Source organism: Xanthomonas bonasiae, from assembly GCF_014836395.1.
In the GTDB taxonomy this organism is placed as follows: Bacteria; Pseudomonadota; Gammaproteobacteria; order Xanthomonadales; family Xanthomonadaceae; genus Xanthomonas_A; species Xanthomonas_A bonasiae.
In genome coordinates this window covers 46,203-70,459 of sequence record NZ_JACSQX010000012.1, presented here as the reverse complement: position 1 = coordinate 70,459, position 24,257 = coordinate 46,203, and the positions used below count along the sequence as shown (strand labels likewise).

Annotated in this window: 22 protein-coding genes; 16 read left to right on the top strand and 6 right to left on the bottom strand. The window is 72.6% G+C overall.

What is annotated here, in order from left to right:
- Positions 1 to 149: 149 nt before the first annotated feature.
- The 3 genes from H9658_RS18410 to H9658_RS18400 form a co-directional block, all read right to left on the bottom strand.
- Positions 150 to 677 carry a GNAT family N-acetyltransferase gene (locus H9658_RS18410; RefSeq protein ID WP_191826483.1) on the bottom strand — a complete coding sequence of 176 codons (528 nt, stop codon included), beginning with the start codon at positions 675 to 677 and terminating at the stop codon, positions 150 to 152.
- A complete protein-coding gene (locus H9658_RS18405; protein WP_191826482.1) occupies positions 674 to 2,299 on the bottom strand; it encodes an FMN-binding glutamate synthase family protein in 1,626 nt (541 codons plus the stop codon). Before H9658_RS18405 ends, H9658_RS18410 begins: the two co-directional genes overlap by 4 nt.
- Positions 2,300 to 2,425: 126 nt before the next feature.
- The gene (locus H9658_RS18400) at positions 2,426 to 3,718 is read right to left on the bottom strand and encodes a nucleotide sugar dehydrogenase (protein ID WP_191826481.1); all 1,293 of its coding nucleotides are present in this window, start codon (positions 3,716 to 3,718) and stop codon (positions 2,426 to 2,428) included.
- A 311-nt stretch (positions 3,719 to 4,029) separates the two neighbouring features.
- On the opposite strand from H9658_RS18400, the gene H9658_RS18395 reads away from it, so the two are divergent.
- Both H9658_RS18395 and H9658_RS18390 read left to right on the top strand, forming a co-directional pair.
- Positions 4,030 to 4,353, top strand: a complete 324-nt coding sequence (locus H9658_RS18395; RefSeq protein WP_191826480.1) for a transposase — start codon at positions 4,030 to 4,032, stop codon at positions 4,351 to 4,353.
- Between the two features lie 16 nt (positions 4,354 to 4,369).
- Positions 4,370 to 4,546, top strand: a complete 177-nt coding sequence (locus tag H9658_RS18390; protein ID WP_191826479.1) for a hypothetical protein — start codon at positions 4,370 to 4,372, stop codon at positions 4,544 to 4,546.
- A 142-nt stretch (positions 4,547 to 4,688) separates the two neighbouring features.
- On the opposite strand, the gene H9658_RS18385 is transcribed toward H9658_RS18390, so the two are convergent.
- Entirely contained in the window at positions 4,689 to 5,669 is a 981-nt protein-coding gene (locus H9658_RS18385) for a LacI family DNA-binding transcriptional regulator (protein WP_179564111.1), read from the bottom strand.
- A 168-nt stretch (positions 5,670 to 5,837) separates the two neighbouring features.
- Here H9658_RS18385 and ptsP point away from each other — a divergent pair, with 168 nt between their 5' ends.
- The 4 genes from ptsP to H9658_RS18365 all read left to right on the top strand — a co-directional run bounded on the left by ptsP (position 5,838) and on the right by H9658_RS18365 (position 12,475).
- Positions 5,838 to 8,348, top strand: coding sequence for a phosphoenolpyruvate--protein phosphotransferase (gene ptsP / locus H9658_RS18380; protein WP_318241430.1), 2,511 nt, complete (start codon positions 5,838 to 5,840; stop codon positions 8,346 to 8,348).
- The gene (locus H9658_RS18375) at positions 8,345 to 9,298 is read left to right on the top strand and encodes a 1-phosphofructokinase family hexose kinase (RefSeq protein ID WP_191826477.1); all 954 of its coding nucleotides are present in this window, start codon (positions 8,345 to 8,347) and stop codon (positions 9,296 to 9,298) included. Before ptsP ends, H9658_RS18375 begins: the two co-directional genes overlap by 4 nt.
- 97 nt (positions 9,299 to 9,395) lie before the next feature.
- Positions 9,396 to 11,117, top strand: a complete 1,722-nt coding sequence (locus H9658_RS18370) for a PTS fructose transporter subunit IIC (protein WP_191826476.1) — start codon at positions 9,396 to 9,398, stop codon at positions 11,115 to 11,117.
- Between the two features lie 92 nt (positions 11,118 to 11,209).
- Positions 11,210 to 12,475: a carbohydrate porin gene (locus H9658_RS18365; RefSeq protein ID WP_191826475.1), complete on the top strand. Its 1,266-nt coding sequence runs from the start codon at positions 11,210 to 11,212 to the stop codon at positions 12,473 to 12,475.
- 599 nt (positions 12,476 to 13,074) lie between these two features.
- Here H9658_RS18365 and H9658_RS18360 read toward each other — a convergent pair.
- The gene (locus tag H9658_RS18360; RefSeq protein ID WP_191826474.1) at positions 13,075 to 13,740 is read right to left on the bottom strand and encodes a hypothetical protein; all 666 of its coding nucleotides are present in this window, start codon (positions 13,738 to 13,740) and stop codon (positions 13,075 to 13,077) included.
- A 285-nt stretch (positions 13,741 to 14,025) separates the two neighbouring features.
- Here H9658_RS18360 and H9658_RS18355 point away from each other — a divergent pair, with 285 nt between their 5' ends.
- The 10 genes from H9658_RS18355 (at position 14,026) to H9658_RS18310 (ending at position 23,266) form a co-directional block, all read left to right on the top strand.
- Positions 14,026 to 14,739: a response regulator gene (locus H9658_RS18355; protein ID WP_179564099.1), complete on the top strand. Its 714-nt coding sequence runs from the start codon at positions 14,026 to 14,028 to the stop codon at positions 14,737 to 14,739.
- Positions 14,740 to 14,747: 8 nt separating this feature from the next.
- Positions 14,748 to 16,166: a sensor histidine kinase gene (locus tag H9658_RS18350; protein ID WP_191826473.1), complete on the top strand. Its 1,419-nt coding sequence runs from the start codon at positions 14,748 to 14,750 to the stop codon at positions 16,164 to 16,166.
- Positions 16,163 to 17,617, top strand: a complete 1,455-nt coding sequence (locus H9658_RS18345; protein ID WP_191826472.1) for an efflux transporter outer membrane subunit — start codon at positions 16,163 to 16,165, stop codon at positions 17,615 to 17,617. The genes H9658_RS18350 and H9658_RS18345 overlap by 4 nt, the downstream gene beginning before the upstream one ends.
- Complete coding sequence (locus tag H9658_RS18340; protein ID WP_191826471.1) at positions 17,617 to 18,750, top strand: ABC transporter permease; 1,134 nt, start codon at positions 17,617 to 17,619, stop codon at positions 18,748 to 18,750. The genes H9658_RS18345 and H9658_RS18340 overlap by 1 nt, the downstream gene beginning before the upstream one ends.
- Positions 18,747 to 19,520, top strand: coding sequence for an ABC transporter ATP-binding protein (locus tag H9658_RS18335; protein ID WP_191826470.1), 774 nt, complete (start codon positions 18,747 to 18,749; stop codon positions 19,518 to 19,520). Before H9658_RS18340 ends, H9658_RS18335 begins: the two co-directional genes overlap by 4 nt.
- Positions 19,517 to 20,419: an efflux RND transporter periplasmic adaptor subunit gene (locus tag H9658_RS18330; protein WP_191826469.1), complete on the top strand. Its 903-nt coding sequence runs from the start codon at positions 19,517 to 19,519 to the stop codon at positions 20,417 to 20,419. The genes H9658_RS18335 and H9658_RS18330 overlap by 4 nt, the downstream gene beginning before the upstream one ends.
- Positions 20,420 to 20,486: 67 nt before the next feature.
- Entirely contained in the window at positions 20,487 to 21,314 is an 828-nt protein-coding gene (locus tag H9658_RS18325; protein WP_191826468.1) for an alpha/beta hydrolase, read from the top strand.
- Positions 21,314 to 21,676: an EamA family transporter gene (locus H9658_RS18320; RefSeq protein ID WP_009593961.1), complete on the top strand. Its 363-nt coding sequence runs from the start codon at positions 21,314 to 21,316 to the stop codon at positions 21,674 to 21,676. The genes H9658_RS18325 and H9658_RS18320 overlap by 1 nt, the downstream gene beginning before the upstream one ends.
- Positions 21,673 to 22,071 carry a DMT family transporter gene (locus H9658_RS18315; RefSeq protein WP_179564085.1) on the top strand — a complete coding sequence of 133 codons (399 nt, stop codon included), beginning with the start codon at positions 21,673 to 21,675 and terminating at the stop codon, positions 22,069 to 22,071. Before H9658_RS18320 ends, H9658_RS18315 begins: the two co-directional genes overlap by 4 nt.
- A complete protein-coding gene (locus tag H9658_RS18310) occupies positions 22,061 to 23,266 on the top strand; it encodes a DegT/DnrJ/EryC1/StrS family aminotransferase (RefSeq protein WP_191826467.1) in 1,206 nt (401 codons plus the stop codon). The genes H9658_RS18315 and H9658_RS18310 overlap by 11 nt, the downstream gene beginning before the upstream one ends.
- Before the next feature lie 109 nt (positions 23,267 to 23,375).
- On the opposite strand, the gene H9658_RS18305 is transcribed toward H9658_RS18310, so the two are convergent.
- Positions 23,376 to 24,257 (bottom strand): arginase family protein, encoded by an 882-nt coding sequence (locus H9658_RS18305; RefSeq protein WP_191826466.1) that lies wholly within the window; start codon positions 24,255 to 24,257, stop codon positions 23,376 to 23,378.

Below are 24,257 nucleotides of genomic sequence, written 5' to 3'. Positions count from 1 at the left end.
CGACGTGCACCACGCATTCGGCGCGCAGCGCGGGTGTCGCGGCAGGTGGCGTGCTGCGGCGCAAGCAGTGCCTGCGCAGCGGGGTGGCCGGGGGCGTCACGCCCCGGGCCGGCCGCCGCGCAGCTCCCAGGCAGCCGCCGCAGGCGCCGCTAGACGGCGGCTTGCGGCGTGCCTGCCTGCGCCTGTGCGTGGTGCTTTTCCATGTACACGCAGGCCAGCGCGATGCCGCTGGGATGCGCATAGCTGCCCTGCTGCAGCACCGCGTAGCCCTGGGCCCGATAGAACGCGACCGCGTTGAGTGCGGCGGCCAGGTGGATGCGCGCGCCGGGCACCAGCTTGGCTTCGAGCGCCTGCAGCAGGCGTCGTCCCAGTCCGCCGCCGCGCACGTCGGGATCGACGAACAGGCCGTCGATCTCGCTGCCTGCCAAATCGGCCACGCCGAAGCCGCGCAGGCGACCGCCGGCGTCCTCGGCGAGCACCGCGCCGCCGCTGGCGATCAGCTGCGGATACGCCGCCGGCGCCGGTGCCGACGCCCAGGCCGCGATGACCTCGGGCGGATAATGCGTGCTGCACACCTGGCGCACGCAGCGGGTGCGCAGCGCCCACATCGCGGCGATGTCGGCGTGCCGCGCCGCGCGCAAGGCGACCGCCCCTGGCGGAGGCGCGGCGGCACTCATCGCGACTTGCTGTCGCGCAGGCTGCGGATCCGCGCCGGCGGCTGGAAGGAATCGCTGCGCGCATCGGCCCAGTACTCCTGGAACACTGCGTGGTCGGGCACGCCGTCGCGCAGCAGTTCGCCCGGTTCCAGATAGCGGTACAGCGAGGCCAGCGAACGGATCTCGACCTGCGAGATGCGCCGCAGGATGTGCTCCGGCCCCAGTTGCGACGGATCCGCCAGGCCGGCGGCGCTGAGCAGTTCGCGCAGCGCGCGCAGGGTGTTGGCGTGGTAATGCTCCACCCGCACCGCCTTGTCGGTGGGATCCAGGTGCTTCCAGCGACGCTGGTCCTGGGTGGCGATGCCGGTCGGGCAGCGGTCGCTGTGGCAGCTCAGCGACTGGATGCAGCCCAGCGCGAACATGAAGCCGCGCCCGGCGTTGCACCAGTCCGCGCCCAGCGCCAGCGTGCGCGCGATGTCGAACGCGCTGGTGATCTTGCCGGCCGCGCCGAGCTTGATCCGGTCGCGGATGTCCAGCCCGACCAGGGTGTTGTGCACCAGCAGCAGCGCCTCGTGCATCGGCACGCCGACATGGTCGATGAACTCGGCCGGCGCCGCGCCGGTGCCGCCCTCGGCGCCGTCGATGACGATGAAATCCGGGTACAGCCCGCTTTCCTGCATCGCCTTGGCGATCGCGAACCACTCCCACGGATGCCCGATCGCCAGCTTGAAGCCGCTCGGCTTGCCGCCGGACAACTCACGCAGCCGGGCCACGAATTGCAGCAGCTGCAGCGGCGTGGAGAACGCCGAATGCCGCGACGGCGACACGCAGTCCTGGCCCATCGCCACGCCGCGGGTGGCAGCGATCTCGGCGCTGACCTTGGCCGCCGGCAGCACCCCACCGTGGCCGGGCTTGGCGCCCTGCGACAGCTTGACCTCGATCATCTTCACCTGCGCCAGCGTGGCATTGGCGACGAAGCGCTCCTCGCTGAAGCGCCCGTCCGCATCGCGACAGCCGAAGTAGCCCGAGCCGATCTCCCACACCAGGTCGCCGCCGCATTCGCGGTGATACGGCGAGATCGAGCCTTCGCCGGTGTCGTGGTAGAAGCCGCCGCGGCGCGCGCCCTCGTTGAGCGCGCGGATGGCGTTGGCCGACAGCGCGCCGAAGCTCATCGCCGAGATGTTGAACACGCTGGCCGAGTACGGCTGCGCGCAGCCGGCGCCGATGGTGACGCGGAAATCGTGATGGGCGATCTCGCTGGTCGCCAGCGAGTGGTTGATCCACTCGTAGTCGGTGGCGTAGGCGCTGCGCAGGGTGCCGAACGGCACCACGTCCATGACGTTCTTGGCGCGCTGGTAGACCAGGGCGCGCTGCTGGCGCGAGAACGGCGCCTCCTCGATGTCGCTCTGCAGGAAATACTGGCGCATCTCCGGGCCGACCGATTCCAGCCCATAGCGGAAATGCGCCAGGATCGGATAGTTGCGGCGCAGCGTGCTGCGCGTCTGCAGCAGGTCCCAGGTGCCCAGCAGGGCCAGGACCGCGAAGGCGGCCACGCCCCAGCCCCACAGCGGCCAGATCGCGCACAGGGCGATGGACAGCGCCAGCAGCACGCAGCTGGCGACATAGGCTAGGTAGCGGTGCATCGCGTTCCTCGCGAGATTCGGAAGGCAGCGAGTGTAGGCGGTGCAGGCCGGCAATGGCGCTGGAGCAGCCTACCGCCCGCTTGGGCGGCGTACAGCTTGGTGGTGCACAGCGTGCGGTGCTTTCGGCTACAGCCGGTCGTCCACCGCCTCGCGCGGCCACACCGACTTGACGTCGTAGACCACCAGGTTCGGCGTGCCCAGCGCGCGGATCCGCGCGGCATCGAAGCCGCGGTATTCGTCGTGCGCCACCGCCAGCACCACCGCGTCGTAGCGGCCGGCGACCGGTGCCGGCAGCAGTTCCACCCCGCCATGTTCGCGCGCCAGCTGCGGCTCGGCCCACGGGTCGCAGGCATCGACCCGCGCGCCGCTGGCGGCCAGCGCCTGCACCAGCTCCAGCGCGCGGCTGTTGCGCAAGTCCGGGCAGTTTTCCTTGAAGGTGACGCCGAGCACCAGGATCGTGGCCGCGGCCATGGCCACGCCCTTGTCCGCCAGCAGCGCCTGCACCCGCGCGGCGACGTGCGCGCCGACCCGGTTGTTGACCTGGCGCGCGGTGTGGATCAGGTCCGGGTGGTAGCCCATGCTCTCGGACTTGTGCAGCAGGTAGTACGGATCCACGCCGATGCAGTGGCCGCCGACCAGCCCGGGGCGGAACGGCAGGAAGTTCCACTTGGTGCCGGCCGCTTCCAGCACGTCCTGGGTATCGATGCCGAGGCGGTCGAAGATCAGCGCCAGCTCGTTGACCAGGGCGATGTTCACGTCGCGCTGGATGTTCTCCACCACCTTCGCCGCCTCGGCCACGCGGATCGACGGCGCGCGCCAGGTGCCGGCGTCGATGATGCTCGCGTACAGCGCATCGACCGCATCGGCGGCCGCGGCGCTGGAGCCGGAGGTGATCTTGCGGATGTCGGCCAGGCGCCGCTGGCGGTCGCCCGGGTTGACCCGCTCCGGGCTGTAGCCGCAGTGGAAGTCCTCGTTGAAACGCAGGCCCGAGCCTTGTTCCAGCAGCGGCACGCACACCTCTTCGGTGGTGCCCGGATACACCGTGGACTCGTAGATCACCAGGTCGCCGCGCTTGAGCACGCCGGCCAGCAGTTCGCTGGCCTGACGCAGCGGCTGCAGGTCGGGCTGCTCGTAGGCGTCGATCGGGGTCGGCACGGTGACGACATAGACGTTGCGGTCGCGCAGCGCGGCGGCATCGTCGCTGTAGCGCAGGTGCACGCCGGCACGCAGTTCGTCCGGTTCCATTTCCAGGGTCTGGTCGTGGCCGTCGCGCAGCTGCGTCACGCGCTGCGCGTCGATGTCGTAGCCGAGCGTGTCGTAGCGTGCGCCGAACGCCACCGCCAGCGGCAGGCCGACATAACCCAGGCCGATGACGGCGATGCGCAGTTGCGCGGGATCGAACACGATATCGACGGGCATGCCGTTCCTTTCAGGGCGCCGCGGCGGCGTGCGCCGTCGATGCGGGTGGTCGCGGAAGTGCGGATGTCCGCGGCGCGGACCCACGGCCATGGTAAGCGGCGCGGCGGCCCGCTCCAAGCGGGCACTGCCTTCACGCACGACGTGCCTATCATTGGCCCATCGCACACACCGTCTCGCCAGCCTGTCGCGGTTCTTGCCACGGCCGCGACGCCGATGTGACCTGGCGTTTACGCCTTACGCCCTAGTCTGGCGAAGCGCCTCCGCGCAGTTCCCAGAACAACCCCCTCATTACTACTACAGGAGATCCTGCCGTGAGCCACGCTCCGTGCCTGCTCGTGGATGTCGAAGCCGAACTGGCGCATTGGAAGGTGCTGCACGGGGAAGGCAAGCTGGGGCCGCAGTCCTTCAGCGAGCATGCGCGTCTGATCAAGATGGCCTGCGATGTGTTTCTGCAGCTGCCGCGCGAGCCCAACGAGGTGCGCATGCAGCGCCTGCGCCAGCGCTACGACGCCGAACATCCGTGGCCGCGCATCGCCTGGAACGATGCCGAAGCCTTCGTGCTGGCCTGCTGGGCCAGGCTCGACGGTTCCGAGCGGCGCGATACCCAGCCCGATCCTGCCCCTGTCCCCGCCTGACCCTGGAGGCACGCCCATGTCCAACCCACCCAATCGCGAAAACGCGGACAGTCCGCAGCAGCGCGGCCACACGCCCGACAAGCTGCGCAACGACGCGGCGCAGTGGAAGGACCGCGACCAGCCGGACAGCGACCCCGAACGCGACCACGCCGATCCGGAGCGCGACTACCCGCGGCCGGACGGCAGCGAGTAGGCAGACACACCGCCGGCGTCACAGCGCCGGCGATTCCAGACTCACGCATCGGGCATCGCGCTGCGGCGCGTTCATCGACGCTCGCGCCACCGCGCCACCGCGCCAGCGTCCGTCCCTCGGCGCGCCCCGCGACGCCACGCCCTCAGCGCAGGCTGGACCCGCGCACGATGCAGCGCCCGCTCAGCACCACCTTGCGCATCGGCAGGGTCGGCGCATTCAGCCGTTCCAGCAGCAATGACATCGCGGTGCGGCCCATGTCCTCCACCGGCTGTTCGATCACGGTTATGCCCGGCTCGACCAGGTCGGTCCAGCTCTCGTTGTCGAAGCCGGCCAGCGCCAGGTCCTGCGGAATGCGCAGGCCGGCGCCGCGCGCGGCCTTCAGCGCGCCCATCAGCAACAGGCTATTGCTGGCCACCAGCGCCTCCGGGCGCTCGGGTTGCGCCAGCCACGCCTGCACCTCGGCGGTCGCCGCCTCCGCGCTAGGCGCCACCTCGCGGTAGCTCGGCGCCAGGCCGTGCGCCTGCATCGCCGCCAGATAGCCGTCGCGGCGCTCGGCGGCGGTGCTGCTGGTCTTGCCGAACAGCCCGCCGATGCGGCGCAAGCCGCGCTCGGCCAGGTGCTCTATCAAGCTCGCCATCGCCGCGGCATTGTCCAGCACCACGCTGTCGTGCACGCCGGCCTTGCCGGCACGGTCGAGCAGCACCACCGGATAGTCGAAGTTCAACTTCGGCAACTGGCTCTGGGTGGTGCGGGTCGGCGCGAAGATCAGGCCGCTGACCCGTTCTTCCTGCATCAGCTGCAGGTACAGCGCCTCGCGCTGCGGATCCTCGTCGGTGTTGCACAGGATCACCCGCATCCCGGCGCGGTAGGCCACCTCCTCGACCGCGCCGATCGCCGCGGTGAAGAACGGGTTGCGGATGTCGGCCACGATCAGCCCGACGATCCCCGAATGCTGCGAACGCAGCCGCCGCGCCATCAGGTTCGGCCGGTAGCCGGTCTCGCGCACCGCCGCCTCGACCCGCGCCCGCACGTCCTCGCTGACCGGGCCCTGGCCCAGCGCCCGCGATACGGTCGAAGTCGAGACCCCGGCCACCCGCGCCACGTCATGGATGCTGACCGTCACTGGCAACGTTCCCGCAAAATTCCCACTGCAACCCCCTTCCAAGTGGCCAAATTCGATAGTAGCACCGGGTTTTCCCGAATAAATTGTGCAGTGCACATTGACGCGGCAGTGGGAACGTTCCCACACTGCGCCCACTCGCCGCCCCCAGACCCTCGAAGGATGCCCCGCGTGACCCAGACGAATCCCCCCGTATTGGTCGCCAGCGAACTGGTCCGCGTCAACGTCCAGGTCCGCGACAAGGCCGACGCCATCGCCCAGGCCGCGCAGCTGCTGGTCGCCGCCGGTTGCGTGCCGCCCGCCTACGCGGCCAGCATGCTGCGCCGCGAAGCCCTGGCCAACACCTTCCTCGGCCACGGCGTGGCGATCCCGCACTGCACCGGCGAGGACCGCCACCTGGTCCAGCGCGACGGCATCGCGGTGCTGCAGATCCGCGACGGCGTGGAGTGGAATCCGGGCCAGACCACCCATCTGGTGGTCGCCATCGCCGCGCAGTCCGATACCCACATCACCTTGCTGCGGCGCCTGACCCGGCTGATCCAGGACCAGCCGCGGCTGGACGCGCTGTTCGCCAGCGACGACCCGCAGGCGATCGTCGACGCGCTGAGCCAGGACCCGGCCGTCGCGGCGAGCGGCGCCCCGGTCGCCGATCTCGGCGAGCGCTTCGAATGGACCGTCGCCTACCCCACCGGCCTGCATGCGCGCCCCGCGACGCGCTGGGTGGAGACCGCGCGCGGTTTCGCCGCCAGGATCCAGGTGCGCGCCGGCGAGCAGACCGGCGATGCCAAGAACCTGGTGTCGCTGCTGCAGCTGGGCCTGCATGCCGGCGACACGGTGACCATCTCGGCCGAAGGCCAGGACGCCGCCGCCGCGCTGGCGCGGCTGCGCAGCGTCATTGACGGCCTCACCGCACAGGAGAAAGCCGACGCGCAGGCCGCGGCGCAGCGCCGTGCCGCCCCGGTCAGCGGCTGGACCCCGCCGCAGGCGCAGCCGGCCATCGTCGGCATCGGCGCCAGCCCCGGCCTGGCGATCGGCGTGGTGCACAAGCTGGCCGGCAACGACGGCCCGGTGCCGGACGCGCCGGTGCCGCTCAGCGACGGCGGCGCGCTGCTGCACGACGCCTTGCTGCGCACCCGCCAGCAACTGCAGGCGATCGAGGACGACACCCGGCGCCGGCTCGGCGCCGGCGATGCGGCGATCTTCCGCGCCCAGGCCGAACTGCTCAACGACACCGACCTGATCACCCTGGCCTGCCAGCTGATGGTCGAAGGCCACGGCGTGGCCTGGTCCTGGCAGCAGGCGGTCGAGCGCATGGCCAACAAGCTGTCGGCGCTGGGCAATGCGGTGCTGGCCGGACGCGCCAGCGACCTGCGCGACGTCGGCCGCCGGGTGCTGACCCAGATCGACCCGAGCCTGGCCAGCGGCAGCCTGGAGCACCTGCCCGACCGTCCGTGCATCCTGCTCGCCAGCGACCTGTCGCCGTCGGACACCGCGCACCTGGACACCAGCCGCGTGCTCGGCCTGGCCACCGCGCTGGGCGGGCCGACCTCGCATACCGCGATCCTGTCGCGCACCCTGGGCCTGCCGGCGCTGGTCGCCGGCGGCGCCGACCTGCTCGACCTGGACGACGGCGCCACCGTCATCGTCGACGGCAACAGCGGCCGCCTGTACCTGGCGCCGTCGGAGGCCGACCTGGCCTCGGCGCGCGCCTACATCGAGGAACAGCGCCAGCTGCGCGAGCGCGAGGCCGAGCAGCGCAACCAGCCGGCGCAGACCCAGGACGGCCACCGCGTGGAGATCGGCGCCAACGTCAACCTGCCCGAGCAGGTGCCGATGGCGCTGGCGCAGGGCGCCGAGAGCGTCGGCCTGATGCGCACCGAATTCCTGTTCCTGGAGCGCGGCAGCACGCCGAGCGAGGACGAGCAGTACGCCACCTACATGGCGATGGCCAAGGCGCTGGACGGGCGTTCGCTGATCGTGCGCGCGCTGGACATCGGCGGCGACAAGCAGGTCGCGCACCTGAACCTGCCGCGCGAGGACAACCCGTTCCTCGGCGTGCGCGGCGCGCGCCTGCTGCTGCGCCGCGCCGACCTGCTGCAACCGCAGCTGCGCGCGCTGTACCGCGCGGCCAGGGACGGCGCCAAGCTGGCGATCATGTTCCCGATGATCACCTCGGCGGCGGAGATCGTCGCGCTGCGCGCCGAGTGCGAACGCCTGCGCGCCGAGCTGGACGCGCCGGAGGTGCCGCTGGGGATCATGATCGAAGTGCCGGCGGCGGCGATCCAGGCCGACGCGCTGGCGCGGCATGCCGACTTCTTCTCGATCGGCACCAACGACCTGACCCAATACACGCTGGCGATCGACCGGCAGAACCCGGACCTGGCCGCCGAGGCCGACAGCCTGCACCCGGCGGTGCTGCGCCTGATCCGCACCACCGTCGAAGGCGCCGCGCGCCACGGGCGCTGGGTCGGCGTGTGCGGCGGCCTGGCCGGCGACGCGTTCGGCGCGGCGCTGCTGACCGGGCTGGGCGTGCACGAGCTGTCGATGACCCCCAACGACGTGCCGGCGGTGAAGGCGCGCCTGCGCGGCAGCCGCCTGGATGCGCTGCAGGCGCTGGCGCAGCGGGCGCTGGACTGCGAAAGCGCGGCCGACGTGCGCGCGCTGGACGGAGCCGGCGCATGAGCGTGCAGGCCGTCAGCGTCAGCCTGAACCCGGCGATCGACCTGACCGTGGCGATCGAGCGGCTGCAGCCCGGCCAGGTGCATCGCGCCAGCAGCGCGCACGCCATCGCCGGCGGCAAGGGCATCAATGTCGCCGCCTGCCTGGCCGACGCCGGCGTCGTCACGGCCGCGCTCGGCGTGCTCGGTGCCGGCAACGCGCACCTGTTCGAGACCCTGTTCGCCGCGCGCGGCATCGACGACCGCTGCCTGCGCGTGCCCGGCGACACCCGCACCAATCTCAAGCTGGTCGCCGCCGACAGCGGCGACACCACCGACATCAACCTGCCCGGCCTGCCGCTGGGCGCGGCCGAGCTGCACGCGGTCGGCGCGCGCCTGGCCCCGCTGCTGCGTCCGGGCCTGCCGGTGGTGCTGACCGGCAGCCTGCCGGCCGGCCTGGCCGACGACAGCTGGCGCGTGCTGCAGGCGCAGGCCGCCGCCGCCGGCGCGCGGGTGCTGCTGGACACCAGCGGCGCGCCGCTGCGCGAAGCGCTGGCCGCACCGCGCGCGCAGCTGCCGTTCGCGATCAAGCCAAACCGCCACGAACTGGAGGACTGGGCCGGCACGCCGTTGCGCGCGACCGCCGAACTATTGGCGGCCACCCGCGCGCTGCTGGCCAGCGGCATCGCCCTGGTGGTGGTGTCGCTGGGCACCGACGGCGCGCTGTTCGTGCGCGGCGAGCAGGCGCTGCTGGCACGCCCGCCGCAGCTGGCCGGCGGCAGCAGCGTCGGCGCCGGCGATGCGATGGTCGCCGGCCTGGTCGCGGCGCTGCTCGCCGAGGCCGACCTGGCGACCTGCGCGCGCCAGGCCACCGCCTTCGCCGTGGCCACGCTCGGCAGCGGCGCCGCGCGCCGGCTGCCGCGCGACCAGGTCGACGGCATCGCCGCCGCGGTCCGCATCGAGTCGCTGCAATGAACCCCACGTCGAACCCCATGTGTTCGAACCGCATGTCATCGAACCGCACGCCGCCGCCATCGCGCGCGGCGTCCCCCTGCGTCCATCGGGAGCAAGCATGAATCCTATCTTCGTGGTGATCGTCGCCGGCGAACGCAGCACCGAAGCCGTCCTCGCCGCCGAAGCCTTGCGCCATGCGGCCAGCGCACGCGGCGCGGTGGTGCACGCCGAGGTGCGCACGCCGCAGGGCGTGATCGCGCCACTGGACCTGGCCGCGGCCGGCAGCGGCTATCCGCTGCTGCTGGTCGGCGACGGCGATGCCGATGCGGCGCGCTTCGCCGGCGCCGCGCCGCTGCGCGCCAGCCTGGATGCGGTGCTCGACGATGCCAACGGCGTGCTCGCGCCGCTGCTGGCCGCGGCCGCGCCGGCGACGACCGCCAGCGCGGCCACGCAGACGGACGGGCCCAAGCGCATCGTCGCCGTGACCTCCTGCCCCACCGGCATCGCCCACACCTTCATGGCCGCCGAAGGCCTGCAGCAGGCGGCCAAGACCCTGGGCCACCAGATCCGTGTCGAGACGCAGGGCTCGGTCGGCGCGCAGGACACGCTCAGCGACGCCGAAATCGCCGACGCCGACCTGGTGCTGATCGCCGCCGACCGCGAAGTGGATCTGTCCCGCTTCGGCGGCAAGCGCCTGTTCAAGAGCGGCACCAAGCCGGCGATCAACGACGGCCCTGGGCTGATCCGCAAGGCGCTGGCCGAGGCCGGCGTGCACGTGGCCAGCGGCAACGGCGCCGCAACCGCGAGCAGCGAACGCGGCAAATCGGCCGGTCCGTACAAGCACCTGATGACCGGCGTGTCGTTCATGCTGCCGTTCGTCACCGCCGGCGGCCTGCTGATCGCGCTGGCGTTCGCGCTGGGCGGCATCTACGCCTTCGACGACGCGCACAAGGGCACCCTGGCCTGGTCGCTGTTCCAGATCGGCGCCAAGGCCGGCTTCACCCTGATGGTGCCGGCGCTGGCCGGCTACATCGCCTACTCCATCGCCGACCGCCCCGGCATCGCCCCCGGCATGATCGGCGGCATGGTCGCGGCCAACCTTGGCGCCGGCTTCATCGGCGGCATCTTCGCCGGCTTCATCGCCGGCTACGGCGTGGCCGCGCTGAACCGTGCGATCAAGCTGCCGCGCACCCTGGAAGGGCTCAAGCCGGTGCTGATCCTGCCGGTGCTGGGCACCCTGCTGGTCGGCCTGACCATGCTGTACGTGGTCGGCCAGCCGGTCGCCGAAGCGCTGGCCTGGCTCACCGACTGGCTGCGCGGCATGCAGGGCAGCAGCGCGGTGCTGCTGGGCCTGCTGCTCGGCGCGATGATGGCCTTCGACATGGGCGGGCCGGTCAACAAGGCCGCCTATGCGTTCTCCACCGGCCTGATCGCCAGCCAGGTGTACACACCGATGGCCGCGGCGATGGTCGCCGGCATGACCCCGCCGCTGGGCATCGCGCTGGCCACCTGGGTGTTCCGCAACCGCTTCACCCGCGAGGAGCGCGGCACCAGCGCCGCCACCGGCGTGCTCGGCCTGGCCTTCGTCACCGAAGGCGCGATCCCGTATGCGGCGCGCGACCCGCTGCGCACCATCCCGGCGCTGATGCTGGGCTCGGCGCTGGCCGGCGCGATCTCGATGGCGGCCGGTGCCGAACTGAAGGTGCCGCACGGCGGCGTGTTCGTGCTGCCGATCCCCAACGCGGTGACCCATCTGGGCATGTACCTGATCGCGCTGCTCGCCGGCACCGTGCTGACCGCGCTGGCGCTGCGCGTGCTGAAGAAGCCGGTCGCCGAATAAGTCCTGTGCCGACGCGCTGCCGGGGGCGATGTCCCCTCCCCCGTCGCCCACGGCGGCGCGCCGGCCTCCATCACACCCCAGGAGTCTCTGCCATGTCCCTCCCCCTCACCCGGCGCCTGTCGCTCACCGCCCTGGCGCTCGCGCTCGCCCCGCTGGCCCACGCCCAGGACGCCAGCGACGCGTTCAAGCTCAAGCTCGCCTACACCGGCGAGGCCGCGGTCTCGCTGGACGGCGGCAAGGAACAGGGCAGCGCCTACGCCGGCCAGCTGATGCTCGGCACCGACGTCGACCTGCAGCGGCTGATGGGCTGGAACGGCGCCACGCTGAAGGTCTATGCGATCAACCGCCACGGCACCAACCTGGCCAACAGCGACATCGGCAACAGCACCTCGGTGCAGGAAATCTACGGCGGCCAGGGCACGCGCCTGGCCAACTTCACCATCGCGCAGAAGCTGTTCGACGACCGCCTGGAACTGGAGGCCGGACGCAGCGTGGCCAACATCCATTTCCTCGGCTCGGACCTGTGCGGCTACTTCCAGGGCAACTCGGCCTGCGGCAATCCGACCTTCGTGTTCCGCACCAGCAACTTCACCTACTGGCCGGTATCCAGCTGGGCCGCGCATGCCAAGGCCTGGGTGACCCCGACCGTGTACGTGCACGTCGGCGCCTACGAGGTCAATCCGACCCAGGCCGAGGACGGCGAGCACGGCCTGAACTGGAGCAGCCGCGACCGCACCGGGGTGATCGTGCCCTACGCGATCGGCTACAAGACCGAGGCGGCCAGCGTGCGCTTCCCGGCGATGTACGAACTGGGCGGCTGGCAGGACAACTCCGACTACACCGACCCGCTGACCGACCGCAACGGCAACCCGGCGCGGCTCAGCGGGCTGGACTACGCCACCCGCAACGGCCGCTCCGGCGCGTTCTTCCGCTTCGAGCAGCAGGTCACCCGCCCCGACGCCGACAGCGCGCGCGGGCTGGTGCTGTTCGGCTCGGTGCTCAAGGGCACCTCCGGGCAACTGATCGAAGACCACTTCCTGGAGCTGGGCCTGGTCCAGCGCGGCACCTTCGCCAGCCGCGAGCAGGACAACATCGCCTTCGTCGTCACCCAGCAGCGCTACAGCGACGACGCGCTGGAAGACCTGCGCCTGGCGCGCGCCGCGGCCGGCGGCAGCGGCACCCCGCACAGCTCGCAGTACATGATGGAACTGAGCTACGGCATCCAGGTCACGCCGCAGCTGCGCATCGCGCCGAACCTGCACTACATCGTGCATCCGGACCAGTTCAACGATCCGTCGCGGACCCGCGACCTGCCGAATGCGTTGGTCGCCGGCATGCGCGTGGATTGGGCGTTGTAGAGCCGGGATTGGGGATTGGGGATTCGTCGCGCCTGGGCGGACGCTGATGGTGGCGTGCGCAGGGCGCGGTGTTTCCTCAGCGCGCGTAGCCGATCACCTCGATGCCAGGCGGCAGGATCGAAGCGACCGCGATAGCGGCGATCCTGCCTGGCTAGCGAAGCAGCGGTCCAGCGGATCTCGCGAGGTCAAAGGACGGTCCGGGAATGGATGCACCGACAGTCCGCAGTAGCGTCCAGGCGCCGCCGATTTCTGCATCGGCGCCACGCGAACGTCACCGCTCGGCCGGTATTCGGCGCAGGCGAGCGGCCAAGCAACATGCACCCAAACGCACGACGCCCCGGCATGCCGGGGCGTCGTGCGTTCCGTCCGTGTCACTCCGCTCGCATGCACGCGCGCCGGTCCGTCGGCGCATGCGGGAACGAAATCAGGTGGCCGGCGAATCGAGATCCGTTCGATTCCGTGCAAGCGCGCATCCCTGGCGCGGGAGCGATGACGTTGCCGACAGACACAGGATGCCTGTGGACACGTGCCGGCGCGATCGGTCGATGCCGTGTCGTGCCGTCAGAATTTCCCGACACGGGCCGACAATCGAGGGCGGGCTAAGGACTCCGATCCGCCGCAAGCTGCCGCGCGCACAGCGCTTGCGGCTGCCAGGCCTGGGTCAAGGTCGTCGCTGGCCGGTCGGCGTCGTGGAGGATGAGCGCAAAGCCTTGCCGTGGCACCGTGCCGATCGCCATCAGCAGCATCGGCGGTCCGGCCTCGATCGTTAGGCTGTTGCCGGGTCCGCGCCCGACCTGGACGCCGGCCGGCGTCTCCAGGCAGGTGTCGCCGCTGACCGCGAAGAAGGCCTCCGGCCCGGAATGGACATGCAACGGCGCCGTCGTCCCCGGGAGGAAGATCGAGCGCAGATAGTCGGCCGCATAGGTCGACGCCGGCGCCACCGCGAGCGGACCGACCGTGGACACGTGCTCGCCGCCCTCTGAATGCCACGCGGCCTGCGCAAGGGTGAAGAGCCAGACCGATCCGAACGCCTCCACCACCACGCTGGTCGGGGCGGCGGCAGCGTCTGCGGCCTCCTTCGACGCAAAGCGATCGAGATGCCAGAACACCGCCCCGGCAGGCAACGCCGGCAGCGGCTTGCGCGCCAGCAGGCACGCCGGCCCCGCCTCCTCCACTGCCCCGCATTGCCGTGTGGTCGCCTGCGCGACCGCCGCGGAGGGACACGCCGCCGCACCTGCAAACAGACAGAAAAGCATCCCGCGCATTGCCAATCCCATGGCCGCGAAGCAGATCGGGAGCTTGCGCGCTTGTGGGCCCGGTTTCAACGCGTGCGCGCATCGACGCGCGGCGGCTTGCGCAACGGCAGGCGCCGCCGCAGGAGGACCACGGCCGTGGCCGGGCCGCCCGCTGGCCGCACCGGCTCGGCGCCGGCCGCGCCGCAGTTGCCGCGCAACGGTCACCGTCGCTACATAAACGGATCCCATCGTAATCGCCTCGCCACCGCCGATTACGACGGTTTTCCAACATCCGCGTTGCAAGCATCTCGCGCCATGCGCATCCTGGTTGCCGAAGACGATACGTCCATTGCCGTTGCGTTGCGCGACTCGCTCGCCGAGTGCGGGCACGTGGTGGACCACGTCAACGACGGCGCCGCCGCCGAGCGCGCGCTCAGCGCCGAGTCCTACCACCTGCTGGTGCTGGACCTGGGCCTGCCGCGGCGCGACGGCCTGCAGGTGCTGCAGCGCGTGCGCGAACGCCGCGACGAGGTCGCGGTGCTGGTGGTGACCGCGCGCGACGGCGTGGAGGACCGCATCCGCGCCCTCGACCAGGGCGCCGACGACTACCTGATCAAGCCGTTCGAACTGTCCGAGTTCCTGGCCCGCACCCGCGCCCTGCTGCGCCGGCGCAGCAGCGGCGGCATCCCCGAGCTGGCCCTGGGCCAGCTGCGGATCAACCTGGCCGGGCGCCGGGTATGGCTGCAGGACGAGCCGCTGGAACTGACCGCGCGCGAGTTCGCGCTGCTGGAAACGCTGCTGATGCGCAGCGGGCGCGTGGTCAGCCGCGGCCAGCTCACCGACGCGCTGTGCGACTGGCAGCACGAGATCACCGACAACGGCCTGGACATCTCCATGCACCGCCTGCGCCGCAAGCTGCACGGTTCCGGGGTCGGCATCCGCACCATCCGCGGCCTGGGCTACCTGCTGGAAGAATCCCGCACCGCGGACGCCGACGCCGACACCGCCCACGACCCGCACGCGTCGTGAGCGCGGCCGTGGCAGCCGCGACGGCGGGCGCAGTCCCCGCCCATCCCAGCCTGCGCCGGCGCCTGCTGGCGTTCCTGCTGATCCCGACCCTGCTGCTGATGCTGGTGGTCTCGGCGCTGTTCTACCTGCTGATGCTCAAGTACTCCAACCACGTCCACGACATGGACCTGAAGGAGGACACGCTGGGCCTGGCCAAGGCGGTCAACGACGCCGGCGCGCGCCTGCCGCTGCCGCTGCAGGCGCGGCGCCTGCTCGAATACAGCAGCGACGGCCGGGTGTTCTTCGAGGTGCGCAGCCGCGACCACGGCGTGATCAGCAACAGCGCGCAACCGATCCCGGCGCACGCCGCGCCGGCCGCGCTCGGCCGGGTGGTGCTGCGCGACGAACGCATGGCCGACGGCACCCCGGTGCGCGTGGCCAGCCTGATCGTGCCGTCGGCCTGGGAGGCCAACGACCGGCTGACGATCTCGGTGGCCGAGACCCTGGACGACCGCCACCGCCGCGCGCGCGAGATCCTGATGCTGATGCTGCCGACCGAACTGCTGCTGACCTGCTCGCTGCTGGCGCTGGTCTGGCATGGGGTGCGCGTGGGCCTGCGCCTGCTGCAACCGGCGGTGCGCCGGCTCGACGACAGCCAGCGCGACCTCAGCCCGGTGTCCGGCCCCGACATCCCGATCGAGGTGCTGCCGCTGACCCAGGCCATCGACGGCCTGCTGGGCCGGCTCAAGCAGCTGATGGCCTTGCAGGAGCGCTTCGTCGCCGACGCCGCGCACCAATTGCGCACGCCGCTTGCCGGACTGAGCATGCACGTGCAGCGCGCCCAGGCCAGCACCCGCCCGCAGGACACCGCGCAGGCGCTGCAGCACATCCGCCAGCTGACCGACCGCGCGATCCGCAGCTCCACCCAATTGCTGGCGCTGACCCGCGCCCAGGCGCCACGCGAGAGCATCCGCCCGCTGCTGCCGCTGGACCTGGCCGCGTGGCTGCCGCAGGCGCTGGCCGAGCGCATTCCCGACGCGCTGCACGCCGGAGTCGATCTGGGCTACGACGACGACGATGCCGACAACGGGCCGGCCTGGGTCGCCGCCGACGCCTGGTCGCTGCGCGAACTGCTCGACAACCTGCTCGACAACGCCTTCAGGCATGCCGCCGGCGGCATGGTCACGGTGAGCCTGCGCCGGCAGTCGCGACACCTGCAGCTGGCGGTCGACGACGCCGGCCCGGGCGTGGACGAGGCCTTGCTGCCGCGCCTGGGCGAACGCTTCTTCCGTGCCCCGGATGCACCCGAAGGCGGCACCGGCCTGGGCCTGGCGATCGTCGCCAGCATCGCCGCACGCCACCACGCCGCCCTGCGCTACCAGCGCTCGGCGCTGGGCGGCCTGCGCGTGGAGCTGGACCTGCCGGCCAGCGCGGCGACGCCCGCATGAGCCGGCGCCGCGCATTCCGGCTGGCCGGCCTTGCCGTGCTGAGCGCCGCGGCGCTGGCCGGCTGCGTCAGCACCCCGCTGCCGGAGCTGACGCAGCCGCTGCCGTCGCAGTGGACATCGCTGCCGGCCGCGGCCACTCCACGACCGCCCGGCAGCGCGTGGTGGCAGGACTTCCACGACCCGCAACTCGATGCGCTGGTCACGCAGGCGCTGCGCGACGATCTCGACGTGGCCCAGGCCCTGGCCAGGCTGCGCGCGGCGCGGCGCATGGACGGCGTCGCCACGGCCAAGTTCAAGCCGCAACTGCATGCGCGCACCGAAGAACCGATCGACCCCGACGCCAGCGCCTCGTTCCTGGTCGCCGGCTTCGACGCGGAATGGGAACTGCCGCTGTTCGGGCGCGGCGAAGCCACCCGCCGCATGAGCCGCGGCGACCTGCAGGCCGCGCAGGCCAGCCTGGAGCAGGTCCGCACCGCCACCGTCGCCGACGTGGCGCGCAACTGGATCGAACTGCGCCACGCGCAACAGGCCGAACAACTGCTGCAACGCATCGCCGACGCCCGCCAGCGGCAGGCGACGCTGAGCGCCTCCCTGGTCGCGCTGCGCCTTGCGCCGCCGGCCGCCGCCGCCCAGGCGCAGGCCGCGCAACTGCAGGCGCAAGCCGCGCTGGGCGAACCGCGCACCGCCAGCGCCGCCGCCGCGCAACGGCTGGCGGTGCTGCTGGCGCGCAGCGCACCGGACCCGGCGTGGAGCGCCGCCGACGCGGCAGCCGCCGCACCGGGCGCGACGGCGTCGGGCCTGCAGATCGGCGCGATCGACGCGGTGCCCGCGGACCTGCTGCGGCGGCGCCCGGACATCGCCGCGCGCGAGGCCGAGGTGCTGCGCGCGGCCGGCGAACTGGGCATCGCCCGCGCCGACCGCTACCCCAGCATCGGCCTGGGCGGCGCCATCCACTGGTCCACCAACCTGCTCTCGCACCGCCGCACCGCCACCCCGCACGAGATCGCCTCGCTGGGGCCGCTGATCGACATCCCGCTGTTCGACTGGGGCCTGCGCCAGGCCACGGCGCAGGCCCGCGGCGAGCTGCTGCAGGCGGCGACGCTGGCCTACCGCCAATGCGTGCTGGATGCGGTGGCCGAAGTGCAGAACGCGCTGACCGCGCTGGAACAGCAGCGCCAGCGCGTGCTGGCGCAGCAGCAGGCGCTGCAGGCGCTGCAGCAGGCCGCCGACGCGGCGCAGGCGCGGCGCAGGCTGGGCCTGGGCAGCGATCTGGACGTGGCCACCCAGCAGGCCGCGCGCGACCAGACCGCGCTGGAGCTGCTCGAGGCGCAGCGCCAGCGCGACCTCGACTACATCGCGCTGCAGACCGCGCTGGGCAGCGCGCAAACGCAGGCCAGCGCCACTGCCACCGCTACCGTCGGCGACGCGGGCAGCGCAGGCGCAACGCCCTGATGGTCGCGCTGGCCCGCCAGACCCTGCGCCACGAATGGCGCCGCTTCCTGCCGGTGGTGGTCTCGGTCGGTTTCGCCAGCCTGTTGCTGCTGCTGCAGACCGCGCTGGTGCTGGGCATCTTCGGCAGCGCCAGCGTCTACGTGTCCGGCTCCGACGCCGACCTGTGGCTGGGCTATCCGGGCACGCAGAGCGTGGACCAGGGCCGCCCGATCGATCCGGATGCGGCTACGGCGCTGTACCTGGACCCGCGCGTGGTCCAGGTCGAGCCGTTCGTCTGGTTCGACGGCGACTGGCGCGGCCCCGACGACACCGGCGCGGTGTCGATCTACGTCTCCGGCATCGACACCCGCGCCGACGGGCTGATGTTCGCGCGGCTGCTGAGCCCCGCCCTGCGCGCGGCGCTGCGCGAACCGGACACGGTGGTGGTGGACCGCGCCGAACTGGACAAGCTCGGCGTCGGCATAGGCCGCAGCGCGCGCATCAACGGCCACCGGGTGCGGGTGATCGGGGTCGGCCGCGGCCTGCGCGCACTGGGCGGGGTCAACGTGCTGGCCTCGCTGGAAACCGCGCGCGCCCTGAATACCGATGCCATGCACCCGGACTGGCCGACCTACATGGTCGCGCGGCTGCGGCCCGGCAGCGACGCTGCGGCGGTGGCGCGCAGCCTCGCCGGCAACGCCGCGCCGGCGCGCATCGAGGCCTGGAGCGCGGCGCAGTTCGCCCGGCGCAGCATCCTGTTCTGGATGTTCGACACCGGCGCCGGCTCCGGCGTGCTGTTCCTCGGCGGCATCGTGCTGCTGGTCGGCGTGGCGATCACCAGCCAGACCCTGCTGGCCACGGTGCTCGGCGCGGCGCGCGAGTACGCCACGCTCAACGCGCTGGGCGTGAGCATGCGCGCGCTGCGCTGGGTGGTGCTGGAGCAGGCGGCCTGGGTCGGCGCGCTCGGCCTGCTCGGCGCCAGCGCGCTCGGCGCCGCGCTGGTGGCGCTGGCGCGTGCGCACGACGTGCCGGTGGCCTTCGATGGCAACGGCTGGGCCGCGTGCGTGGTCGCGGTGATGCTGCTGACCGTGCTTTCGGCGCTGGCCGCGCTGCGCGGACTGCGCCGCGCCGACCCGGCGCTGCTGCTGCGATGAACCAGGCCGCCGCCCCCGCCGACGCCGCGCTGCTGCCGCACGCCGCCACGCTGCACGGCAGCGCCCTGTGCAAGAGCTTCGTCTCCGGCAAGCTGCGCACCGAGGTACTGCGCGACGTGAGCCTGCAGGTGTGGCCCGGCGAACTGACCCTGATCTCCGGACCGTCGGGCTGCGGCAAGAGCACCCTGCTGTCGATCCTCAGCGGCCTGCAGCGCGCCGACAGCGGCCGGGTGCAGGCGCTGGGCGAGAACCTCGGCGCGCTCGACGCGACCGCGCTGGAGCGCTTCCGCCTGCGCCATACCGGCTTCATCTTCCAGGGCTTCAACCTGTTCCCGGCGCTGAGCGCGCTGGACCAGGTGCGGCTGCCGCTGCAGTACATGGGCCTGGCCGCCGCCGAGGTGCGCGCACGCGCCGAAGCGGCGCTGGCCGAGGTCGGCATCGCCCATCGCCAGCAGCTGCGCCCGGCCGAGCTGTCCGGCGGCGAGAAGCAGCGCGTGGCGATCGCGCGCGCACTGGCCAAGCACCCGGCGCTGCTGTTCGCCGACGAACCGACCAGCGCGCTGGACGCCGGCAACGGCCAGATCGTGATCGACCTGCTGCACCGCATCGCCCGCAGCCACAACACCATGGTGCTGTGCGTCAGCCACGATCCGCGGCTGATCCGCCATGCCGACCGCGTGCTGTCGATGGAAGACGGCCGCATCCTCGACGACCGCCGCCTGGCGCCGCCGCCCCCGCCCCCCTCTTCGTCCCGGATGTCCGCACCATGAAAGCGTTCCTCGCCGCTCCCCTGCTGGGCCTGCTGCTGGCCGCCTGCGCGCCGCCGCAGGCGGCGCCCGTGCCCAGCGCGGCGCCGGCCTACCTGGCGGTGGCGCGCGGGCGCATCGACGTGGAAGGCGGCCTGCTGCGGCTGAGCCTGCCGGTCGCCGCGACCCTGCAGCGGGTGGCGGTGCACGAAGGCGACGCGGTGCGCCGCGGCACGCTGCTGATCCAGGCCGACGACCGCGCCGCGGCGCTGGACCTGGACATCGCGCAGACCCGCGCGCAGGCGGCCAGCGCGCACGTGAGCCAGCTGCAGCAGCGGCTGGCGCACGCGCAGCAGCGCCAGCGGCGGCTGGCCGAAGCGGCGCGGATCGGCGCCGGCGACGGCCAGAGCGCCGACGATGCCGGCGACGCCAGCCAGACCCTGGCCGACGCGCTGCAGGCCGCGCGCAGCGACGCCGCGCTGGCTGCCGAACAGGTGCATCAGGCGCAACTGCAGCGCGACCAGTACCGCCTGTCCGCGCCGGCCGACGGCCGCGTGCTGCAACTGGCCGCCGCGGTCGGCGCGCGCAGCGACGGCGGCGCCACGCCGCTGCTGACCCTGCTGCCGGACGCGCCGCGCCTGGTCCGCGCCGAATTGAACGAAAGCTACGCCGGCGCGGTGAGCCCCGGCATGCAGGCCGAGGTGATCAGCGACGACGGCCGCCAGACCGCACTGGGCACCGCGGTGGTGCGCTGGCTGGCGCCGGCGTTCGGCCCGGCGCAGCTGCACGACGACGCCGATGGCGCCAGCGCCGGCAACGACCGCAGCGTGGCCTGCGTGCTGGCGTTCCGGCAGCCGTCGGCGCTACGCCTGGGCCAGCGCGTGCTGGTGCGCTTCCGCAACCCGGCCGCCGCGCAACGCTGACGAAAGGCTGCTGAAACGCCTGTCCGCCACGCTGCGCGCGTTCCTTCGCTGCCGACGCCGTGCCGCCATGATCCAATCCGCCGAATTCCACTTCCAGGGCGGCCGCCACGGCGTGCTGCTGCTCCACGGCCTGACCGGCACGCCCAGCGAGATGCGCCTGCTCGGCAAGAGCCTGCACCGCGAAGGCTTCAGCGTGCATGGCGTGCAGCTGGCCGGACATTGCGGCAACGAGGACGACCTGATCGCCACCGGCTGGCGCGACTGGAGCGCCAGCGTCGAGCAGGCCGCGGCGCAGATGCGCCCGCAGGTGGACAAGCTGTTCGTGGCCGGCCTGTCGATGGGCGCGCTGCTGGCGTTGCAACTGGCCGAAGAGCGGCCGGAGTGGGTCGACGGCGTCGGCGTGCTCGGCGCCACCTTCCGCTACGACGGCTGGAACATCCCGCGGCGCGCGCGGCTGGCGTTCCTGCTGCCGTGGTTCAAGCGCCTGGGCATCGGCCGCCGCCGCATGTTCCTGGAAGAACCGCCGTACGGCCTGCGCGACGAGCGCATCCGCGCGCAGATCAGCGGCGCGATGCTCGGCGGCGACAGCAGCGCCGCCGGCCTGCCCGGCAATCCGTGGCACGCGCTGGCCGAGATGCACCTGCTGTCGCGGCGGGTGCGCCGCAACCTGGCCAAGGTGACCGCGCCGTGCCTGGTCGCGCATGCGGCCGAGGACGACATCGCGCATCTGCGCAATGCGCAGCTGGTGGTCGCCGGCGTGTCCGGGCCGGTGGAACTGCTGTTGCTGCACGACAGCTACCACATGATCACCCTGGACCGCGAACGCCGCGTGCTCGGCGCGCGGCTGGCGCAGTTCTTCGCCGCCCAGGCCGGCGCGCCGCGCCAGGCCGCCTGATGGCGCTGCAGGCGCCCGTGGTCGGCGTGTGGCTGGCGACGGTGGCGCTGGACACGGTCGGCCAGCTGGCCTTCAAGCACGTCGCCAGCGATCCGCTGGCGAGCGGCGCGGCACGCTGGCGGCGCATGGCGCGGCAACCGTGGCTGTGGCTGGGCATGGCCTGCTACGCGTTCGAATTCCTGGCCTGGACCGCGTTCCTGTCGCTGGTGCCGCTGGGCCGTGGCGTGCTGCTCGGCTCGATCAACATCGTGGCGATCATGCTCGCCGGGCGCTGGCTGTTCGGCGAGCGGCTGGGACGCATGCAGGTAGCCGGGATCTGCCTGGTCAGCGCCGGCGTGGCCGTGGTCGGGCTGGGCACATGAGCCGCCCGCCGCTGCACCGCTACGCCGTGGGCTTCGCCCTGCTGCTGGGCTTCGACACCCTGGCCCAGTTCGGCTTCAAGCTCGGCGGCGCGCATGCGTTCCCGCCACAGGCCGAGTGGGCCTGGGTGCTGCGCCTGCTAGCCAGTCCCTGGCTGTACGCCGCACTGCTGGGCTATGTCGGCGCGTTCTTCACCTGGATGAAACTGCTCGAACACGCGCCGATCGGCCCGGCGTTCGCCGCCTCGCACCTGGAGGTGGTCAGCGTGCTGCTGCTGTCGGCGTGGTGGTTCGGCGAACCGATCGGCGCATTGCAGGCGCTCGGCGCGGCGCTGATCGTGGCCGGCATCGTCTGCCTCGCGCTCGGCGAGCGCGCCGCGCCGGCCGATGCGCACTGAGGTTCCGCCCACCGCCGGCCTGCCGCTGCGCTGGCGCGACCTGTGGCCGGCGCGCACGCCGCAGCGGCTGGCCGCGCAGCTCGGCTTCCCCGATGCCGTGCTCACCTGCTCGGGCACCGCCGCGCTGGTCGTCGCGCTGCGCACCCTGGCCGCCGGCAGCCGCCGCCGGCAGGTGCTGGTGGCCGCCTACACCTGTCCGCTGGTGGCGCTGGCGGTGGCCCACTGCGGCCTGCAGCTGGTGCTGTGCGATCTGCTGCCCGATGCGATCGAACCCGACCCGGCGCAGCTCGCGCAGCGCTGCGGCAGCGACACCCTGGCGATCGTCGCCACCCACCTGGGCGGGCGCCTGACCGACCTGGAACCGCTGCGCCAGGCCGCCGCGGCCTGCGGCGCGATGCTGATCGAAGACGCCGCGCAGGCGCTGGGCGGCGTGCACGCCGACGGCCGGCCGGCCGGCCTGGGCGGCGACATCGGCTTCTGCAGCCTGGCGGTGGGCAAGGGCCCGACCCTGTACGAAGGCGGCCTGCTGATGTCGCCGCACGCGTCATTGCGGCGCAGCCTGGCCGCGATGGCGGCGCGCCTGGGCCAGCGCGACTGGCGCTGGGAACTGCAGCGCAGCCTGCAGTTGCTCGGCTACGCCGCGCTGTACCGGCCGCACGCCTTGCGCTGGGCCTACGGCGCGCCGCTGCGTCGCGCCTTGCGTCGCGGCGACCGCGTGGCCGCGGCCGGCGACCATTTCGATGCGGCGATCCCACAACACGCGGTCGGCGCCTGGCGCGAAGCGGTCGGCGTGCGCGCCAGCGCGCGCTGGCCGGCGTTCCTGGCGCAGGCGCGCGACCAGGGCCGGCGCCGCAGCGCCCGCCTGGCCTCTCTGCCCGGGCTGCGCGTCGTCGCCGACAGCGCCGGCGCGCAAGGCAGCTGGCCGGCGCTGCTGGTGCTGCTGCCGGACGCGGCCGCGCGCGAACGCGCGCTGGCGCAGCTGTGGCCGCGCGGACTCGGCGTCGGCCTGCTGTTCGTGCACGCCCTGCCCGACTACGCCTATCTGCGCGACATCGTCGATCCCGCACCGATGCCCAACGCGCGCGACTTCGCCGCGCGCTGCCTGAGCATCAGCAACAGCCCCTGGCTGGACGAAGAGGGTTTCGAGGCGATCGTCACGGTGCTGCGGCAGGTGTGTGCCGAGCGGCTGGGCTGATCCCGCAACACCATCGCACCCTGCACAATCCTGTAGGAGCGGCTTCAGCCGCGACAGGATCCATCGGTAACGCGGGTCGCGGCTGAAGCCGCTCCTGCACGGGCATGCGCTATCGACGCAGCCCGGCCTCGGCCAGCGCGTCCAGCAGCCGCAAGTTCACCTCGTGCTGCTGCGCCTGCCATGCCGGCAGCGCCTGCGGCGACGGCGGCGGCTGCGCATCCAGCGCCGCCAGGCGCCGCTTCCACCATTGCGGATAGCGCGCTTGCGACACCTCGCCGGTGATGTCGCTGCCGAGCAGTTGTCCGTGCAGATAGGCGATGGCGGTGAGCAGGTGCGGCACCCGCAGTTCGCCCTGGTCCCAGTTGGTGCGCGCGTCCTGCGGATCCAGCACGTCCTTGTCCAGCGACAGGTAGGTCGGCATCGGCGTGCTGCGCAGCTGCTGCAGGAAGGCGTCGATCATCTCCATGCTCGAGCCGAAGCCGCGCACCGCGCGGCCAAGGCCCAGGCGCCGCGCCCAGCCCACGTCCACGCCGCTGCACCAGTAGCGCAGCTTGCCGCGGTACAGCGGGCGCAGGTGGTTTTCCCAGGCGTGCGCGGCGCCGACATCGCCCGAGGTGATGCCGACCACTTCCACCCGCGCCACCTGCGGCAACGCCGCGACCCGCCATACCCACGAGCCGCAATGCACCGCGAACGGGAAGCGCATGTTGTCCGGATGATTGTCGAACACCACCACCCGCAGCGGCGCCTGCGCGCGCTGCGCCTGGCGCACGATCAGCGGCAGGCTCAGGTGGTGGAAATCGCCGCTGCCCAGCAGCACGGTGCCATGCCGCGCCGGCAGCACGCCGTCGAGCGCGACGCCGAAGCGCCGCAGCCGGCGCAGCGAACAGGCGAAGCGCAGCCCGTCGCACCACTCGTGCAGCGGCAGGCGCAACGCGCCCGGCACCGTGCCGAGCGAGTCGTCCAGATCCAGCAGTACCGGTGCGCTCAT